The following is a 19298-nucleotide window of genomic DNA, read 5'->3' on the forward strand; positions in this document are numbered from 1 at the left end:
CGCGCTATGGACTTCGCCTTCGACAGCGTCACCGAGGACCTGCGCGAGCGCCTGCTCCGCTTCATGGACGAATGTGTCTATCCGGCCGAGGCCGCCTTCGAGGAACAGGCCGCGGAGAGCGGCTGGAGCGCGCCCCCGCTCCTGGCCGACCTCAAGGACGAGGCCAGGAAACGCGGATTGTGGAACCTGTTCCTGCCCGGGGACCATGGCGCGGGCCTGACGAACCTCCAGTACGCCCCGCTGGCGGAGATCATGGGCAGGTCACCGGCCATCGCGCCGGTGGCCACCAACTGCGCCGCGCCCGACACCGGCAACATGGAGGTCCTCTCCATGTTCGGCAGCGAGTGGCAGCGCAAGGAGTGGCTGCGGCCCTTGCTGGACGGCGAGATCCGCTCCGCGTTCGCGATGACCGAGCCCGACGTGGCCTCCTCCGACGCCACCAACATCGCGACCTCGATCACCCGTGACGGCGGCGAGTACGTCATCAACGGCCGCAAGTGGTTCATCTCCGGCGCCATGAACCCCAACTGCAAGATCTTCATCGTCATGGGCAAGACGGACCCCGAGGCGCCCTCGCACCGCCAGCAGAGCATGATCCTGGTCCCGCGCGACGCCCCCGGCCTGCACATCAAGCGCGGCATGCACGTCTTCGGCTACACCGACGCCGACCACGGCGGCCACGCCGAGATGGTCTTCGAGGACGTCAGGGTGCCCGCCGAGAACCTCATCGGCGAGGAGGGCGGCGGCTTCGCGGTCGCCCAGGCCCGCCTCGGCCCCGGCCGCATCCACCACTGCATGCGCCTGATCGGCATGGCCGAGCGGGCCGTGGAGATGATGTGCAAGCGGGCGCTGGCCCGCACCACCTTCGGCAAGCCCGTCGCCCAGCAGGGCGTGGTCCAGGACTGGATCGCCGAGTCCCGCATCAAGATCGAGCAGTTGCGGCTGCTGGTGCTGAAGACCGCCTGGCTCATGGACACCGTCGGCAACCGCGGCGCCCACACCGAGATCCAGGCCATCAAGATCTCCACGCCGATCACCGTCGAATGGATCCTCGACAAGGCCATCCAGGTCCACGGCGCGGGCGGCGTCTCCCAGGACTTCCCGCTGGCCGGACTGTGGGCGGGCGCCCGCTCGCTCAGGTTCGCCGACGGGCCCGACGAGGTGCACAAGCGTTCTCTTGCCTACCGGGAGCTGAAGAAGTGGATGTAAGGGACAGGATCGCCGGCCTGCTCGACTCGGCCGATCCCGCCGACAAGGCAGGCTTCCTGCGGGCCCGCTTCGACGCGGGACTGGCGTGGGTGCACTTCCCCGAGGGGCTCGGCGGTCTCGGCGCGCCCCGCGACCTGCAGCAGGTCGTGGAGAAGGAGCTCGCCCACACCCCGCAGCCCAACATCGGCCTGCAGGCCATCGGCCTCGGCATGGCCGCGCCGACGATCCTCGCCTTCGGTACCCAGGAGCAGAAGGAACGGTTCCTGCGCCCCCTCTACACCGGCGAGGAGATCTGGTGCCAGCTCTTCTCCGAGCCCGGCGCCGGATCCGACCTGGCCACCCTCGCCACGCGAGCGGTACGCGACGGCGACGAATGGGTCGTCGACGGCCAGAAGGTATGGACTTCGGGAGCCCACCACGCCCGCTGGGCCATCCTCGTCACCCGCACCGACCCGGACGTGCCGAAGCACCGCGGCCTGACCTACTTCGTCTGCGACATGAGCGCGCCCGGCGTCGAGGTGCGCCCGCTGCGCCAGATCACCGGCGAGGCCGAGTTCAACGAGGTCTTCCTCACCGGCGTGCGCCTGTCCGACGACCTGCGGCTCGGCGAGGCCGGCGACGGCTGGCGGGTCGCCCAGACCACGCTCATGAACGAGCGCGTCGCCATCGGCGGCACCCCGGGCCGCCGGGGCGGCGGAATGATCGGCGTCGTCTCCGACACCTGGCGCTCCAGCCCCGGCCTGCGCACCCCCGAACTTCACCAGCGCCTGCTCAAGCTCTGGGTCGAGTCCGAGGTGACCCGCCTGTCCGCGGTACGGCTGCGCGAACAACTGGCCGCCGGCCAGCCCGGTCCCGAAGGCTCCGGCATGAAGCTCTCCTTCGCCAAGCTCAACCAGGAGCTCACCGGCCTGGACCTGGAGCTGCGCCGCGACCTCGGCTACGACGACTGGTCGTTCCGCCGCTCCGAGGACGTCGACATGCTCGGCCGCGGCCCCGGCTACCGCTACCTGCGCGCCAAGGGCAACTCCATCGAGGGCGGCACCTCGGAGATCCTGCGCAACATCGTCTCCGAGCGCGTGCTCGGCCTGCCCTCGGAGCCCCGCATCGACAAGGACGTGCCCTGGAAGGACCTGCCGCGGTGACCACTCTGCTGTATACGGAGGTCGAGGAGGAACTGCGGGCCGCCGTCCGCGCGCTGCTGACCGACCGCTGCCCGCCCTCGGCGGTGCTGAAGCGCGTGGAGTCCCCCGCGCCCTACGACCTCGACCTGTGGAAGACGCTCTCGCGCGAGATCGGCGTCGCGGGCCTGCTCGTCCCCGAGTCCTACGGCGGCGCCGGCGCCTCGGCCAGCGAGGCGGCCGTCGTCCTGGAGGAACTGGGCAGGGCGGTGGCGCCGGTGCCGTTCTTCACCAGCTCGGTCCTGGCCACCAAGGCCGCGCTCGAAGCGGGGGCCGCCGGCCTGCTCGGCGACCTGGCCTCCGGCGACACGACCGCCGCGCTCGCCGTCCCCTTCACCGCGACCCCCTACGACCGGGCCGCCGCCACCGTGGCGGCGGCCGGCTCGACCCTCACCGGCGCGGTCGCGGACGTGGCGGGCGCCGAGGCGGCCGACGTGCTGCTGGTCCCGGCCGGTGACGCGCTGTACCTGGTCGAGGCCGGGCAGGCGGAGGTCACCACGCGCCCCTCCCTCGACCTGACCAGGCCCGTCGCGACCGTCACCTTCTCCGGGGCGGCCGCCGCACGCCTCGGGGCGTGCGACGTGTCCGAGGTCCTGCGGTTCGGGGCCGGGCTGCTGGCCTCGGAACAGCTCGGGGTGGCCGAGTGGTGCCTGGAGACCACGCTGGCCTACGTCCGCGAACGCCACCAGTTCGCCCGGCCGATCGGCTCCTTCCAGGCGATCAAGCACCGGCTGGCCGACCTCTGGCTGGACGTGGTCCGTGCCAGAGCCGCCGCGCGCAACGCCGCCGCCGACGGCTCCGGACTGGCGGTCGCGGTGGCCCAGGCGTGGAACGCGGGCGTGGCCGTACACGTGGCCGAGGAGGCGGTGCAGCTGCACGGCGGGATCGGGATGACCTGGGAGCATCCCCTTCACCTCTACCTGAAGCGCGCGAAGGCCGCCGAGATCGCGCTCGGCACGCCCGGCGACCATCGCGCGGCGCTGGCGGAGCTAGCAGATCTTCCTGGGTGACAGGCCCGGCAGATACCGCGCCCAGGCGGCCGGCGACAGCTCGCCGTCCTGGGCGCAGATGCCGCGCAGCGCCCGTTCCGGGTCCACGGCGATCGTCCGCCTCTGGCCGTCGGCCCCGACCGCCAGGACGTCGGCGCCCTGGGCGAGGACGGGTTCGGCGACCTCGACCGGCTGGCCGAGCCTGGCGCCGGTCCGTACGTCCCAGAGCGTCAGCCCCTCCTGCCCGGCGGCGGCCAGCACGGTGCCGTCGCGCGAGAACATCAGCGCGCGCACCCGCCTCCCGGTCGCCAGCGGCGGGCCGAGCGGGGCGCGCAGGCCGGTGTCCCAGAGCGTGACGTGACCGAGCGTGTTGCCGGTCGCCGCCATCCTGCCGTCGGCGCTGAAGGCGACCACACCGGCGGCCTTGCCGTTGGCGTTGGGGACCGACGGCGCGGCGGTCAGCGGGTCCACGGTGTAGACGCGCTCGTCGTCGTACGCGACCAGCAGCAGCCCATCGGGCCGCCAGGCCAGGCCGGGCCCGGTCACCCCCGCCACCCGGCGCACCTGCCCGGCGGCGTGCAGCTCGACCCAGTCCTTCGAGGCGACCGCCAGCGTCCCGCCGTCGGGGGAGAAGGCCAGGCCGGAGACCGGGGAGGAGTTCAGCGTGCTGATCCTGCTGCTCTCGGCCAGATCCCAGATGTCCACGGCCGGCTGGCCCGGGGTGGCCACGGCCAGGCGCCCGCCGTCCCAGCTGAAGGTCATCAGGGTGGCGGTGCTCGGCAGGGTGGCGGTGAGCCTGCCCGAGTCCCAGAGCGTGATCGCGGTTCCGTCGGCCACGGCCAGGAGCCGGCCGTCCCTGCTCAGGGCCCGCGTGCCCGGACCGGAGGGCGGCTGCGCGGTGGCCGGGACCGTGTAGGTCCGCACCCGGCCGCCCGCACCGGCGTACCGCACCCCGGACCGCCCGACCACCAGCGCCCGGTTCGTGATGTCACGTCCCTGCGGCGAGTCGGCGGTGTCGCGGATGCGGAGCATGCGCTGCCAGGTTCCGGTCTGCCAGACGGTGACGCCCTCCTGCCCGCCCTGGACGAGCAGCCGGCCGTCGGGGGAGTAGGACAGGGACGAGGCGGCGGGACCGATGCCGGCCAGCGTCCGGCCGCTGGCCAGGTCGTGGACGCGGGTGCCTGAGGGTCCCGACAGGACGACCGTGGTGCCGTCGGGGCCGAGCGCCCCGGCCGTGACCGCGTCCCGGAGCGCGGCCAGCCAGGGCAGGTCGAGTTTGCCGCCGCCCTCCCAGATCTCCGGGGGTCTGGGCGCGACCACGTCGCCGGCGACCGAGGTGGCCAGCACCCGCCGCCCGTCCGTGCTCAGCTTGCTCATCGGCCGCGCCGTCACCTGCCCGCCGTCCGCCCGCCACAACACCCCCAAGCCCGACTTGTCGGTCGTGGACAGCGTCTCGCCCTGATACGACAGCGCCAGCGCCGCCTTCACCGGCAACGAGCGCAGCAGGATGCCGGAACGTGTGTCGAACACCCGCACGTCACCCGTCGTGGCGACGGCCAGCGTGGTGCCCGCCGGGTTCAGCGCCGCCAGCCGTGCCGAACGCCCCGCGCCCCTGATCTCCATCAGCAACGTCTTGGCCACTGGGTCCCACACCCGAGCCGTGCCCCCGCGCACCGCCACGATCCAGCTCCCCGCCTGGTCGAAGGCGTACACGGAGTCGGCACCGGCGTCGGGGTCGGCGAACACGTCACGCACGGGGTCCGTCGCCGCCGCCATCAGCGCCGAGCGCGCCTCCGCCACCGGCGCCAGCCGCCACGCCGCCGCGCTCAGCCGCCGCGCCGTGATCGGGTCGGTGGTCCGCAGTGCCCCCGCCGTCCCGGCCAGCGCCTTGGCCGTCGTCTCGGACAGCGCCCGCGTCGCCGTACCGGCCTGCCAGAAGGCCACGCCCGTCGCGGCCAGCGCCCCCGCGAGCAGGACCGCGAGCACGCCCGCCACAACCCCCCGCCGCCGCGCCCTGACCCCGGCCAGCCGCGTCCCGGCCGTGACGAACTCCTGTTCCGTACGGCTGAGCGCCGCCATCCGCCGTCCACCGGCGGCCCAGCCCAGGACGGTGTTCAGCCGCTCACCCTGCGGCAGATCCGCCGCCCGCCGCCCCTTCCGCCGCCAGGCGTCGGCCGCCTCGGCCAGGGACCGCTGGACGTCCAGCTCACCCCGCTCACCCTCCAGCCACTCACGCAGCCGCGGCCACGCCCGCGACAACGCCAGGTGCGCCAGCGCGACGGTGCCGTCACCCGGACTCTCCCCTTGGCCGCCGGGGGGTGGCGGTTCGGTGTGGAGAAGACCGGCTTCCATGTACCTCCGGATGACCAGGGCGGCGGCGGGCCGGTCGAGCGGGCCGGTGAGGTGCGCGGGGCTGCTGGTGCCGTGGCCGTCGGGATTCCTGCCGTCGCGGGCCTGGCCGGTCAGGCGGAGGAAGACCGCGGGGGCGGCGTCCTGTTCCGCCCGGCTCAGTCCGGCGTACACCTGCTCCGCCAGTTCGCCCAGCGACGGCTCCGGCGTGCCGGTGCGCAGGCCGCGGGCGGTCTCGGCGCCCTCGGCGAGCGGGTCGCCCGAGCTGTCCAGCAGTTTCAGCAGCAGGTCGCGGGCGGACGGCCGCCGGTCGGGGTTCTCGTCGAGCGCCTGGGCCACCAGGTCACGCAGCGGTGGCTCCAGCGCCGCCGCTGAGCCGGTCTCCTCACCGGTGGCGGCGAACAGCGTGAGGCGCCCCCACGCGTACACGTCGGACTCGGGCGTCTGGTCCGCCGTCCCGGAGGGCAGGCCGAAGTCGATCACCTTGGGGCCGTCGGGGCCGAGCAGGACGTTGTCCGGTGTGAGGTCCCGGTGCACCACCCCGGCCTCGTGGATCGCGGTGAGCGCCGTGGCCGCGCCGGTGGCCAGGCGGTGCAGGTCCGCGCCCTGGTACGGGCCGGACTCGCCGACCTTCACCCGCACACTCGGCCCGGCCACGAACTCGCTCACCACGTACGGCGTGCCCCCGTCCACCCCGGCCTCCAGCAGCCGGGACACGCAGTAGGGCCGGACCCGCCGGGCCGCCTCGACCTCACGCTGGTCCGGCGCGGTGTGCAGTGCCTTGAGCGCGTACCGCTCGCCGCCGTCGTCGTAGGCCTCGTAGACCACACCCTGGCCGCCGCTGCCCAGGCGTCCGGCTATCCAGTAGCCGCCGAGGTGTTCGGGATCCGTCTTCACAAAGACTTAGATGATGCGCAAAATCCGGCGGTTGTCTATGGGCGGGGGGTCACGGCTTGAGGGAGGTCAGGAGGAGTTCGGCGAACTGGCGGCCCACTTCGGCCCCCGACAGCGGCCCGTCGGCGTGGTACCAGCTACCCAGGTGGTGCACCGAGCCGAAGAAGAAGTCGACGACGATCTCGGCCTGGATGTCCTCGCGGAAGACCCCTTCGCGCTGCCCCTCGGTGACGAGGTCCCGGAAACGCTCGTGGTAGCGTCGGCGCTCGGCCCGCACGCTCTTCTGCGTCTCCGGGGCCAGCAGGTGCATCGACCGGAAGAAGATCTTGGAATCGTCGAGGTTGGCCGTGGTGGTCTCGACCACGTCCGCGGCGGCGTCGCGCAGCCGTTCCCTGACCGGGCGGCGTTCGTCGGCGATCTGCGTCAGCCGTTCCATCTGCATCCGCAGGACCCGCGCGTAGATCTCATGCAGCAGGTCATCCTTGGAGTCGAAGTAGTGGTACATGGCGCCTTTGGTCACCCCGGCGGCGCCCACGATCTCCTGCACCGAGGTGCCCTCGAACCCGCGCTCGGCGAACAGCCTCGTCGCCTCGCTGAGCAGCCGCCGGCGCACCGGCTCATCCTTCCCCGTCACGAACCCCAGCATACCGACTGGTCGGTTGAGCGTCTTGTGCGTGATTCGCGGTGCTATTTCCCTCACCTTAGGGTGGCCTTTGTTTGATATTGGGTATCACGTGACGTGGCGAGGGATCTCCGGCGTGGCAGATCCAAGTATTTCCTAGCAACTCGGGGAGTTTGCCGTGCCTGGTGGCTCGATCTATGTGCAGCAGGACCCGAAGTTCACGGGGTCGTCGCCCCAGTGGTACTACGAGAAGTTCTGGAGGGAGGACACCAGAAACCGTCGTCGCAACCGTGCGATCAAGGCCGCCGTGGGCTTCGCGGCCGGCCTGGCTCTGGCGATCCGCTTCGACCTGCCTTTCCCCGCGCTCTACGCGCTGGGCCTGGCCGGCATCGTGGCGGGGGCCGACTGGTACTGGTACTGGGCGCAGTTCCGCGCCACCGCGGTCTGGCGAGGACGCCGGCGCGGTGAGGCGATCACCGGTAAGACGCTGCGCCGCGCGCTGACCAAGCAGGGTTACCGCGTGCTGGACGGCCGCGCGATCCGCGGTCAGGCCTCCATCGATCATCTGGTCATCGGCCCCGGCGGTGTCTGGATCATCGACAACGAGTCGTGGAGCCCGGACACCGAGATCGCCTCCTACGGCGGCCGGCTGTTCTTCGGCGAGAAGTTCGGCACCAAGGTCGCCAAGGGCCTGGTGGAGACCGGCAACGCGTTCGCCGAGCTGCTCACCAAGGAGACCGGCATCCCGGTCACGATCACCCCGATGGTCGCGGTGCACTGCGGGATGATGCCGAGAGGCGGCCTGCTCACGGCCGAGGGTCTCACCCTCCTCAAGCCGCACCTGGCGCCCCGCATGATCCGGGCGACCTCTTCCGCGGCGCTGAGCACCACGCAGGTGGAACTCCTGGCCCGCATCGCCGCCCGGGAACTCCACCGCATGTGAGCACGTGGGCGCCGTCCGCCGGCGGCGCTTCGCTCAGCCGGTCCATAGCTTCGCTCTGCCGGTCCATAGCTTCCTCTGCCGGTCCATAGCACGGAGCGCGGTTGATCGCATGATGGATACGGTGCGGGTCAATCAGGGTGACACCCGATCGGAATTGTTCACACTAGACATATGGCTCCCGCTCCTCAGCAACCGCAGGCGTTCGCTCACCTGAGCGCGCCCAACGCCGCGTTCTACCGGGAGATCCTGGTGGCGTTCGCGCGGGCGAAGGAGCGGTTCGTGGTCCACCTGCGGCCGGAGGAGGTCGCGGCGGAGTTACGGCGCGACAGCGACGACCAGCTCGCCCAGGCGCTCAAGCGGCTGGTCGACTGGGGCAACCTGCGCTCCGACGCCGACACCGGCAGAGTCGCGTCGGTCGAGGACTTCCACCGCAAGCGGCTGCTGTTCCAGCTGACCGCCGCCGGCCAGGCGGCCGAGCAGGCCATCGCCTTCTACGAGGAGGCGATCGGCCGGCGGGGACAACTTCAGGCGGTGGCGCTCGGCGACATCGCCGACCAGCTCCAGGCCCTGGTCACGCTGAGCGGGCAGGACGACCCCGACCCGGCGGGCGTCCACCTGATCCTGATCTCCCTGGCCGAGCGGTTCGCGTCGCTCGCCGACAACGCGCGGGCGTTCATGGCGTCGCTGCGGCGCGCGATCGACTTCGCCGACGGCGACGTGGACGGCTTCATCGCCTACAAGGAGCGGTTGATCGACTACATCGACCGCTTCATCGCCGAGCTGGCCAACTCCGGGGCCCGCATCGCCCGGCTGCTGCTCGAACTGGAGGAACTGGGCCAGCACGGGCTGCTGGAGACGGCCGCGCGGCGCGAGGCCGCCGACGCGGTGCCCGACGGCGCCGACGCCGAGGCCGAGTACGCCAAGGTGCTGGCCGGCTGGGAGAACAGATGGCGTGGCCTGCGCGACTGGTTCGTCTCGCGCGACGTCGGCCACCCGTCACAGGCCCGGCTGCTGCGGCAGTCGGCGGTCACCGCGATCAAGCAGCTCATCGACACCGTCGGCCTGCTCAACGAGCGCCGCTCAGGCCGATCGGACCGCTCGGCCGACTTCAGGACGCTGGCCAAGTGGTTCGCCGAGGCGCCGGACGAGGCCGCGATGCACCGGCTCTGGCGGGCCGCGTTCGGGCTGACCCCGGCCCGGCACCTGACGATCCCGCCGCAGGAGATCGCCGACGTTCCCGCCTCCACCCCGTGGGCGCAGGCGCCGCCGATCCGGATCTCGCCGCAGCTTCGCCGTACCGGATCCTATGAACGGCGCGGCAGGCCCAACAAGGTGGCCGACCGCTCGCAGGCGCGCCGGGTTCTGCTGGAGCGGGCCGAGCGTGAGGCGGCGCAGACGTCGCGGGCGCGCGAGCGGCTGCGCACGGACGGGCCGGTACTGCTCTCGCGGCTGGGCGTGCTGGACCCGATGGCCTTCCGGCTGTTCCTGGGGCTGCTCGGGGACGCGCTGTCGGCCCGCGGGCCGCACGACACGGAGGTGAAGACCACGACCGGCGACGGTTCGATGGAGGTGCGGCTCACGCTGGTACCGGACGGCGGGATGGTCGCGATCGAGACCGAGGACGGGGTGCTGACCGGCCCCGAGCACGTGATCGAGATCACGGTGGTCGCGTGACCCCCGAGGAGGAGCTGGCCCAGTGCCAGGCGGCGCTGCGCGCCCTGCTGATGAGCCCGCTGCTGCGCGACCCCGAGAAGCTCGTGCTCGTCCGGCGGCACGCCGCCGAGCTGCGCGACTGGCTGACCAGGGAGACCGGCTGGCGGCTCGTCGTGGACTCGGAGTCGGCCCGGTTGTTCAAGGCGGTACCCGACACCCTGGACGCGACCCGTCCCGCGCTCGGCCGGGCGGGCGAGCCGTTCGGGCGGAGACGCTACGTGGTGCTCTGCCTGGCCCTGTCGGTGCTCGAACGGGCCGACGCGCAGACCACGCTGGGCAGGCTGGCCGAGGAGGTCCTGGACGCGGGCACCGAGCACGCCTTCACGCTCGGCAGCAGAGCCGAGCGCGGGGACCTGGTGGCGGTGGTCCGTACGCTGCTCGGCTGGGGAGTTCTCGACCGGGTCTCGGGCGATGAGGAGGCGTACCTGGCCGAGACCGGCGACGTGCTCTACGACGTGCGGCGCAAGGTGCTGGCCGGGCTGCTCACCGGGCTGCGCGGGCCGTCCACGATCACCGCCGAGTCCTTCGATGAACGGCTGGCGGAGCTGACGGCCGAGCCGTACGCCGACACCGACGACCTGCGCAACCAGGCGATACGCCGCCGGCTGACCAGGTGGCTGCTGGACGATCCCGTCCTGTACTTCAAGGATCTGGCGGCGGACGAGCTGGCGTACCTGACCTCGCAACGGCACGCCGTCATCCGCAGGATCGAGCAGGCCACGGGCCTGGTCGCCGAGGTCAGGGCGGAGGGCATCGCCATGGTCGATCCCGACGACGAGCTCACCGACGTGCGGCTGCCCGAGCAGCGCACCGACGGCCACGTCACCTTGCTGGTCGCCGAGCGCCTGGCCGCGCTGGGCAGCGCCTCGACCGAGGAGCTCAGGGCGTTCGTCCGGCAGGCGGCCGCCGAGCACACCTCCTTCTGGCGCAAGGGCGTCACCGACCCGGGCGCGGAGGACGGCCTGCTGGCGGTGGCGCTCGGCAAGCTCACCGCCCTGCGCCTGGCGTACGTGGAGGGGAACCGGGTCACCGGCCTGCCGGCCATCTCCCGCTACGCGCTCGATCCGCCTACGGTCAAAGGAACCTGATGCTGCCCACCCCCGGCGCGGAGCGCTGGAAGCCGCTGCGCGCGGGCCTGGTCGACATGTTCTACTACGACGTCGAGGAGTTCCACTTCCACGACGGCCGCCTGCTGCTGCGCGGCAACAACGGCACCGGCAAGTCGAAGGTGCTCGCGCTCACCCTGCCTTTCCTGCTGGACGGCGAGCTGACCTCACACCGGGTCGAGCCGGACGGCGACCGGCAGAAGCGCATGGAGTGGAACCTGCTGCTCGGCGGCAAGCATCCGCATCCGGAGCGGCTCGGCTACACGTGGCTGGAGTTCGGCCGCCGCGCCGCCGACGGCAGCCAGGAGTTCCGCACGATCGGCTGCGGGCTCAAGGCGGTCAGGGACCGGGGCGTGGTCAGGCACTGGTTCTTCGTCACCCCGCAGCGCGTCGGGGCGGGGCTGAGCCTGATCTCACCCACCGGCGTGGCGCTGACCAGAGAGAACCTGCGCGAGGCCGTGGACGGCCACGGCATGGTCTACGACCGGGCGGCCGACTACCGGCGCGCGGTGGACGAAGCGCTGTTCTGGCTGGGCGAGCACCGCTACGAGGCGCTGGTCAACCTGCTGATCCAGCTCCGCCAGCCGCAGCTGTCGAAGCGACCGGACGAGAAGCTGCTGTCCAGGGCCCTCACCGAGGCGCTGCCCCCGCTCAGCTCCACGCTGCTGGCCACGGTCGCCGACGCCTTCCGCGGCCTGGACGAGGAACGCGACGCGCTGCGCGGCCTGGACGAGGCGCGCAAGGCCGCGGCCGGCTTCCTGGACCACTACCGCGCGTACGCGGCCACGGCCACCAAGCGGAAGGCGGCCGGGCCCAGGCTCACGCAGAGCCGATACGAGCAGCTCGGCCGCGACCTGGCCGAGGCGGAGCTGCGCCAGTCGAAGGCGGAAGCCGAGCTGGAGTCGGTCGACGACCTGCTCAGCGAGCTGGCCACGGAGAAGAACCTGCTCGACGCCCGCCGTACGGCGCTGCAGCAGAGCCCGGAGATGCGCGACGCGGAGCGGCTGGACCAGACGCGCGAGGAGGCGGGCCGCCTGGCCGAGCACGCCCAGCGCACCGGCGAGGAGCTGAGCCGCGCCGACGGCGAGACCGGGCGGCTGGCCCGCCGGGCCGAGACCGCGCGCGAGAAGGCCGCGCGGGCGCAGGAGGAGCACGACGCGATCCACCACGCGGCGGGGGACGCCGCGGGCCGGGCCGGGGTCGGGCTTTCCGGGTCCCGGCGCGAGGCCGAGAACGCCGTCGTCCGCCAGGAGCACGCGATCGCCCAGCTTGAGCGCCTGCTGGAGGCGGCGGCCGGCGCCGCCGCCGGGGTCACGACGGCCAGGGCCGAGGTCGACCGGCTGACCGGTGAGCTCACCGAGGCCGCGGAGGCGATCGCCCTGGCCGGGCAGGTGGCCGGCGATCGGGCCGCCGATCTGCTCGACTCCTTCACCGGCTACCTCACCGGGCTGAGCGAGCTGCGGGTGGCCGACCGGGACGGCGTGCTGGCCGTACTCCGGGACTGGGCGGAGAACGCGGCGGGACCCAACCCCGCGGCCGCCGCCGTCGACGACGCGCTGAGACAGGCGACGGCGGCGCTCGCCCGGCGCGAGACGGAGCTGGACGCCGAACTCGCCGCCGCCCGGCTGGCCGCCGACGAACTGGCCGTGGAGATCGCCCGGCTGGAGGCGGGCGGCCACGACGCGCCGCCCGCACCGCACACCCGCGCCCCGCGCGGCGACACCCGGCCGGGCGCGCCGCTGTGGAAGGTCGTGGACTTCGCCGACGGGGTGCCCGCCGATCACCGCGCCGGTCTTGAGGCCGCCCTGGAGGCCGCGGGCCTGCTGGACGCGTGGCTGACCCCGCAGGCCGAGCTGATCGTCGGCGACACGGTGATCCTGCGCGGCAGGGTCGGCGGGCCCTCCTGCGCGAACGTGCTGCGCCCCGCGATCGACCGCGCCGACCCGCAGGCCGCCGCGCTCGACGACGCGATCGTGGCCTCCGTGCTGGCCGGGATCGGGCTCGGGCCCGGCTCGCCGACCTGGATCGCCACCGACGGCCGCTGGGTCAACGGCCTGCTGGCCGGCGTCTGGCACAAGCCCGGCGCCGACCACATCGGCGAGGGCGCGCGTGAGGCCGCCCGCCGCGCCCGCCTGGCCGCGCTCGCCCAGGAACTCGCCGACGCCGCGCTGCGGGCCGACGACCTCGACCGCGACAAGCAGGATCTCGCGGTACGGCAGGCCGTCCTGGCCGCCGAGCACCGCGCCCTCCCCTCCGACGCTCCGGTCCGCGAGGCCCACGTGAAGCTGGCCGGAGCCCACGAGCACCGCAGAACGATCCACGAGCGCCACCAGCGGGCCGTAGGCGTGATGAACACCCGGCAGGCCGAGCTCGACGCGGCCCAGGTGCGGACGGCCGAGTTCGCCGGTGACGTGGGTCTGCCGGCCGAGCGCGGGCCGCTGGGGGAGATCAGGGCCGCGCTGGCCGAGTACCGGCTGGAACTGGCCAGGTTGTGGCCGGCCGTACACGCGCTGAGCACGGCCCGCGAGAGCGAGCGTGAGGCCGCGCAGGAGGTCGCGCTCGCGGCCGGGCGGCTGGCCGAGGCGGCGCAGCTGGCCGCGGAGGCGGGGGAGCGGGCGCGGGCGGCGGCCGAGGTGTACCGCTCGCTCGCCGAGACGGCGGGCGCGGCGGTGGAGGAGCTGTTCCGCCGCCTGGAGGAGGTACGGCAGGAGCTGCGCGGGCGGGACCGGGCCGAGAGCGACGCCCGCGCCAGGCAGCAGCGGCTGGCGACCGAGCGCGGCAAGGCCGAAGGCGTGCGCGAACGGCTGGCCGGCGAGATCGTCGAGGCCACGCGTGCCAGGGACGAGGCGGTGCGCGACTTCCGCGCGTTCGCCGCGACGGGCCTGCTCAAGGTCGCGCTGCCCGGCCGCGACGTGCCGGACCCGGCCACCGCCTGGTCGGCCACGCCCACGGTCGTCCTCGCGCGGGCGGTCAACGCCGACCTGGAGGCGGTCGACGACGGCGACGGCCCGTGGGAACGTGTGCAGCGCAAGGTCGCCGACGAGCACAAGCTCCTGTCCGACGCGATGGCCAGGCAGGGCCACTCGGCGGGGCTGACCGTCACGGAAGGCGTCATGATCGTCGACGTGACGTTCCAGGGCCGGGCCCGCGACATCCCCGACCTGGTGGGCGCGTTGGCGGAGGAGACGGCCGGCCGCGCCCGGCTGCTGTCGGCCAAGGAGCGCGAGCTGCTGGAGAACCACCTGCTCAACGAGGTCGCCGGAACGCTGCACGAGCTCATCGCGGCGGCCGAGACCGAGGTCGGCAGCATGAACGAGGAGCTCCAGTCGCGCCCCACCTCCACCGGCATGCGGCTGCGCCTGGTGTGGAAGACCGCGAAGAACGCCCCGGAAGGTCTCGACCGCGTCCGCGGCAAGCTGCGCCAGACCGTTGACGCGTGGTCGCAGGACGACCGGACGGCGGTCGGCTCCTTCCTTCAGGAACGCATCGCCAGGGAGCACGCCGACAACCCGGCGGCGGGCTGGAGCGAGGCGCTGACCAGGGCCCTGGACTACCGGGCGTGGCACGAGTTCGCCATCCAGCGGCTCCAGGAGGGCCAGTGGCGGCCCGCCACCGGTCCCGCCTCGGGCGGCGAGCGGGTGCTGGCCGCCTCGGTGCCGCTGTTCGCCGCCGCGTCCGCGCACTACAAGTCGGCCGGCAACCCGTACGCGCCGCGCCTGGTCGCGCTCGACGAGGCGTTCGCCGGAGTGGACGACGACTCGCGGGCCAAGTGCCTCGGCCTGCTGGCCACCTTCGACATGGACGTGGTGATGACCAGCGAGCGCGAGTGGGGCTGCTACCCGCAGGTGCCCGGCCTGGCCATCGCCCAGCTGTCGCGGCGCGACGGCATCGACGCGGTCCTGGTCACGCCGTGGCGCTGGGACGGCAGGGAGCGCCGCCGCGTCGAACGCCCTTCACCGGGAGGTCTGGCCGATGAGTGACCGGCTCGCGCGGCTTCTGGGCGGGGACGAGCTGACGTGGCTGGTGGACCGGGCGCGTACCCGCCTGGAACGCGGCAGGCCCCTGACCGGCTCGGTCTCGCTGGCGGGCGCGACGCACGGCCAGCGGCGGGCGGTCGAGACGCTGCTCGGCCGCCGGGCCGGGAGCGGCGCCTCGCTGTCGGTCTCGCTGGAGGAGGTCGACCGGGTGCTGCGGGCCAGCGGCGCCTGCGACGGCCTCGCCGAGGCGGTCGCGCTCCTGCGCGGCCCGATCCGCGACCTGGCCGCCCTGGCCGCCGACCGCGACACCGCCTGGCGCACCGCGTTCGCCGGCCTCGACGCACACCTCGACGGGCGCGTCGCGGACGGGCAGGTTCTCGACGGGCGGGTCGCGGACCGGAAGGTCCTCGCGGGGTGGCGGGGCTGGCTGGACTCCTCCGGCCTGGTACGCAGGCTGGCGCCCGAGCCCGCCGACGCCGGATCCCTGCTGGACCGGCTCGTCGCGGTGCTGGAGCGGCTGCCGTCCACGGGCGTGCCGATCGGCAGGCTGGCCGCCGAGACCTGCGGTGACGCGCACGCGCTCGACGACGGCCGCCCGGTGGCGACCCTGGCCCTGTCGGCGGCCCGCGCCCTGGCCGGCCTCCCGTACGCGGCCGACGGCGGCACCGACGCCAGGCGCGCGGCCTGGGCGGCGGTCGGCGTGCATCTGGACGAGCTGTCGTCGCTGGTCCTGAGCCTCGGCCTGCCCGGCGACCCCATCCCGGGCGAGCCGCACGTACGCACGCTGCGCCAGCTCCGCCGCGCCGAGCCGATCGCCGCGGGCCTGGTGCGCCTGTGCGAGAACCCGGTCGTGGTGGCCGCCGCCGCGGACGATCTCGGTGCCGCCTGCCCGCCCCTGGTCTGCGTGAACGGCCGGCCGTCCGCGGCCGTCTGGCGGCTGCTCGGCCTGCTGGCCGCCGGGGGATCGTCGTTCGCCTACCACGGCGACTTCGACTGGGGCGGCGTCGCGATCGCCGCGGCCGTCCACGAACGCGTGGGGTTCACGCCGTGGCGTTACGACGCCGCGTCCTACCGGCGGGCGGCCGGTGCCGCCCCGCTGGCAGGACGCGTCACGCCCACGCCCTGGGACCCGCCGCTGTCGGAGGAGATGCGGCGGCGGGCGGTCCGCGTGGAGGAAGAGCTGGTCCTGGCCGAGCTGCTGAGCGACCTGGCCGCGCCTCAGGCGAAGACGTCCTGCTGGTAGCGGCCCCCGGCGTCGAGCGCCGCCAGCCACTCCTCGCCCGGCCGCCCGGTCTTGGCGTGGTGGATGGCGAGGAAGGCCTGCCGTACGGCGGGGGCCATGCGCAGCCCGTCGCCGCAGACGTACACGTGGGCGCCCCGCTCCAGCAGCTCCCACACCCGGTCGGCCTGCTCGGCCAGCGCGTCCTGGACGAGGCGGCCGTCGCGCGCGGAGAAGGCGACGTGCGCGTCCGGCGCCCACGCCGTCACGTCCGCGCGGTAGAGCCAGTCGTGCTCGGGGTGGCGGCAGCCGGTGAACACCAGGGCGGGCCCGGTGGCCCCCCGCAGGGCCCGGTCCTCCAGGAAGCCGCGCAGCGGGGCGAACCCCGTCCCGGGACCGACCATGATCACTGGCGTCGCCGGGTCGGCGGGCAGGCGGAACGGCGGGGCGGGCACGCGGACGTAGCCGTAGAACACCTCGCCCTCCTCCAGCCCCGCCAGGTACGCCGAGGCCATGCCCCGATACTCGCCCGTCCCCGACCAGGCCGCGCCCTCCACCAGCCCGACCGTGATCCGGATGCGCCCGGGGTCGGCCAGCGGCGAGGACGAGGCGGAGTAGTAGCGCGGCTTGATCGGCCCCGCCAGCTCCAGGAACACGGGCAGCGGCAGCTCGATCGCGGGGAAGCGGTCGAGCAGGGCCGGCACCGAGACGCGTTTGGCCAGGATCTCGTCGGCGTAGCCCTCGGCCAGCTCCCCGAGCTGCCGGGTGGTCCACGGGCAGGCGGTGTGCGCGGCCAGCGTGGACAGGTCCGCGCGGGTGGCCACCTGCTGCAGCTCCACGAACTCGGTCAGCAGAAGGCCGGCCGTGACCGGGGTGTCCAGGGGGAGATGGGTGGCGCCTTGGGCGCGCAGCCGTACCACCTGCTCGCGGGGGACGCGCAGGACGCGCAGCGCCCATTCCACCAGCTCGGGGTCGTTCTTGGCGAAGACCGCCAGGTGGTCGCCCGCGGCGTAGGTGACGCCTTCCGGCAGTTCGGCCACGATCGAGCGCACGCCCGCACGCGGCGCCTCCTTCGAGAAGTCCCACAGCCCTGACGGGTCGCCGGTCAGCTCCTCGTTGGAGACCACCCGCAGTGGCACCGCCCGCTCGGACACGACCGCGGGCCGCACCTCGGCCTCGGTCAGGACCTCCATCTCGTAGCGCGGTCCCGCCGCCTCCGCCGAGGCCGCGTACTCCTCGGCGAGCGCCGCCCACAACCGCGCCGTCCACGCCGAGACGTCGCCGTCGAAGTCGCCGTCCGCGTCCGCCTCACCCCTGTCGATCAGGGGTACGGCTCCCGCCGCCACCAGCTTGTCGAACGCCCGGCGGGGGAAGTCCTGGTAGGTGGGCCACTGGGTGTTGCCGCAGCCGAGCACGGCCAGCCGTACGCCGGAAAGGCTGGGAAGCTCTTCCAGCGCGTCGAAGCGCTGGGCGTTGTCGGGCGCGCGGCCGTTGTAGGAGGAGGCGACGACCAGCAGCAGGCCCTCGGTGGGCGGCCGCAGGTCGTCGAGCGTGGTCAGCGTGGTGGCGAAGCCGGCCCGGCCGGCCCGCTCGGCCAGGCGTTCGGCGAGGTCGGAACAGGTGCCGAGGTTGGAGCCGTAGGCCACGGTGAGGGCGGTGCCGGTGACGGCGAGATCCTGCTGCCGTTCGAGCGGCTCGGTGACGGGTTCCCGGGCCGCGCCGCGCTCGTGGGGCCGGCGGTCGCGGACCCGGATCGTGAAGCCGTCCGGCTTGAGGGTGAGGGTCTGCTTGGTCTTGATCTTGTAGGCGGTGGGGTCGGAGACGGCGAATCGGCGCAGGACCATCGCGAGCGCGAGGCGGGCCTCGGTGAGGGCGAACTGGCGGCCGATGCAGGCGCGCTCGCCGTTGCCGAACGGCTTGTACGCGGATTTATGGTGATCTTTGCGGTTCTCGGGGAGCCAGCGGTCGATGTCGAACTCCTCCGGCCGGTCCCAGGCCTTCGGGCTTCGGTGCAGCGACGGCAGCACGACGACCGCCTGCTGGCCGGCGCGTACCGGATAGGAACCACCGATCACCGTGTCCTCGAACGCCGACACCGAGAAGGCGGGGATCGGCGACCACACGCGCAGCGTCTCCTCCAGGACGCGTGAGATCACGTCCAGCTTCATGATCGTCTCGTAGGTGGGCGGGGTGTCGCCGGGCAGCAGGGCGTCGACCTCGGCGTAGGCCCTGGCCAGGGTGTGCGGGTCGCGCAGCAGGTTGTACAGGGCGAAGGAGAGCAGGCCGCTGGTCGTCTCGTGCCCGGCGATGAGGAAGGTGATGACCTGGTCGCGGATGTTCGCCTCGGACAGGCGCTCGCCGGAGCGCGGGTCGGTCGCCTCCATCATCAGGCCGAGCAGGTCGGAGGCGCCGCTCGGCCGCGCGGCGCGCTGCTCGATGACCTCCTCGACCAGGGTCCGCATCGTCTGGATGTCGCGCTCGTAGGCCTCCTGGCGCTTGCGCAGCATCTTGGTCACCACGGGCGGCTGGCGCAGGCGCAGCATCGCCTCGGTCAGCGCCGACCCCATCGCGCGCAGGAACGGGTGCAGCTCGGGCTGGTCGAAGGAACGGAAGCGGTAGCCGAAGCCGGTCAGCGAGATCGTGTCCAGCGTCAGCCTGGTCATGTCGTCGGACACGGGCAGGTCCTGCCCCTGGCGGGCGGCCCAGGAGTCGATCAGCTGGTCGGCGACCTCCAGCATCTGCGGGAAGTAGGCGCGCATCGAGCGCTGGCTGAAGGCGGGCATCAGGATGCGGTGCGCGTGGCCCCAGACGGGCTCGTCGTGCCGGGCGGTGAACAGGGCGTCGCCGCCCAGGTCGCGCAGAAAGGACAGCGGCGGCTGGATGCCTTTGTGGAAACGGCTCTCGTCGCAGAGTTCCTCGACGAGGTCGGGGTCGTAGACGAACAGGACGTCGTTGCCGAGCAGGTTCAGCCGGAACAGGCCCTCCTCGTAGCGGGCGGCCAGCTCGTCGAAATAGGCGGCGGGCGAGTGCGCCGGCACCTGAAGCATGTTGCCGAGCAGGGGCAGACCAGGCGGTGAGGGGATCATGGGCACTCCAATG

11 protein-coding genes are annotated in these 19298 nt (G+C 73.4%); 8 read left to right on the forward strand and 3 right to left on the reverse strand.

The window, feature by feature from the left end; genetic code table 11:
• Positions 1–6: 6 nt before the first annotated feature.
• The 3 genes from ACIBKY_RS34940 to ACIBKY_RS34950 are packed head-to-tail and all read left to right on the forward strand — an operon-like array spanning position 7 to position 3397.
• Complete coding sequence (locus ACIBKY_RS34940) at positions 7–1209, forward strand: acyl-CoA dehydrogenase family protein (RefSeq protein ID WP_397103497.1); 1203 nt, start codon at positions 7–9, stop codon at positions 1207–1209.
• On the forward strand, positions 1200–2351 hold the full coding sequence (locus ACIBKY_RS34945; RefSeq protein WP_397103499.1) for an acyl-CoA dehydrogenase family protein: 1152 nt from the start codon (positions 1200–1202) through the stop codon (positions 2349–2351). The genes ACIBKY_RS34940 and ACIBKY_RS34945 overlap by 10 nt, the downstream gene beginning before the upstream one ends.
• Positions 2348–3397: an acyl-CoA dehydrogenase family protein gene (locus ACIBKY_RS34950; RefSeq protein ID WP_397103501.1), complete on the forward strand. Its 1050-nt coding sequence runs from the start codon at positions 2348–2350 to the stop codon at positions 3395–3397. The genes ACIBKY_RS34945 and ACIBKY_RS34950 overlap by 4 nt, the downstream gene beginning before the upstream one ends.
• On the opposite strand, the gene ACIBKY_RS34955 is transcribed toward ACIBKY_RS34950, so the two are convergent.
• Both ACIBKY_RS34955 and ACIBKY_RS34960 read right to left on the reverse strand, forming a co-directional pair.
• Positions 3377–6622, reverse strand: a complete 3246-nt coding sequence (locus tag ACIBKY_RS34955; protein ID WP_397103503.1) for a protein kinase — start codon at positions 6620–6622, stop codon at positions 3377–3379. The genes ACIBKY_RS34950 and ACIBKY_RS34955 overlap by 21 nt on opposite strands.
• A 49-nt stretch (positions 6623–6671) precedes the next feature.
• Positions 6672–7265: a TetR/AcrR family transcriptional regulator gene (locus ACIBKY_RS34960; RefSeq protein ID WP_397103505.1), complete on the reverse strand. Its 594-nt coding sequence runs from the start codon at positions 7263–7265 to the stop codon at positions 6672–6674.
• 154 nt (positions 7266–7419) lie between these two features.
• Here ACIBKY_RS34960 and ACIBKY_RS34965 point away from each other — a divergent pair, with 154 nt between their 5' ends.
• The 5 genes from ACIBKY_RS34965 (at position 7420) to ACIBKY_RS34985 (ending at position 16223) form a co-directional block, all read left to right on the forward strand.
• The gene (locus ACIBKY_RS34965) at positions 7420–8184 is read left to right on the forward strand and encodes a nuclease-related domain-containing protein (RefSeq protein ID WP_397103507.1); all 765 of its coding nucleotides are present in this window, start codon (positions 7420–7422) and stop codon (positions 8182–8184) included.
• 171 nt (positions 8185–8355) lie between these two features.
• The gene (locus ACIBKY_RS34970) at positions 8356–9858 is read left to right on the forward strand and encodes a TIGR02677 family protein (protein WP_397103509.1); all 1503 of its coding nucleotides are present in this window, start codon (positions 8356–8358) and stop codon (positions 9856–9858) included.
• Entirely contained in the window at positions 9855–10985 is a 1131-nt protein-coding gene (locus ACIBKY_RS34975; protein ID WP_397103511.1) for a TIGR02678 family protein, read from the forward strand. The genes ACIBKY_RS34970 and ACIBKY_RS34975 overlap by 4 nt, the downstream gene beginning before the upstream one ends.
• Entirely contained in the window at positions 10985–14983 is a 3999-nt protein-coding gene (locus ACIBKY_RS34980) for a TIGR02680 family protein (protein WP_397103513.1), read from the forward strand. The genes ACIBKY_RS34975 and ACIBKY_RS34980 overlap by 1 nt, the downstream gene beginning before the upstream one ends.
• Positions 14976–16223: a TIGR02679 family protein gene (locus ACIBKY_RS34985; protein WP_397103515.1), complete on the forward strand. Its 1248-nt coding sequence runs from the start codon at positions 14976–14978 to the stop codon at positions 16221–16223. The genes ACIBKY_RS34980 and ACIBKY_RS34985 overlap by 8 nt, the downstream gene beginning before the upstream one ends.
• Here the strand turns inward: ACIBKY_RS34985 and ACIBKY_RS34990 are convergent.
• Entirely contained in the window at positions 16199–19285 is a 3087-nt protein-coding gene (locus ACIBKY_RS34990) for a bifunctional cytochrome P450/NADPH--P450 reductase (protein ID WP_397103517.1), read from the reverse strand. The genes ACIBKY_RS34985 and ACIBKY_RS34990 overlap by 25 nt on opposite strands.
• Positions 19286–19298: the final 13 nt, after the last annotated feature.

Source organism: Nonomuraea sp. NPDC050394 (genome assembly GCF_044459065.1).
Lineage (GTDB): Bacteria > Actinomycetota > Actinomycetes > Streptosporangiales > Streptosporangiaceae > Nonomuraea.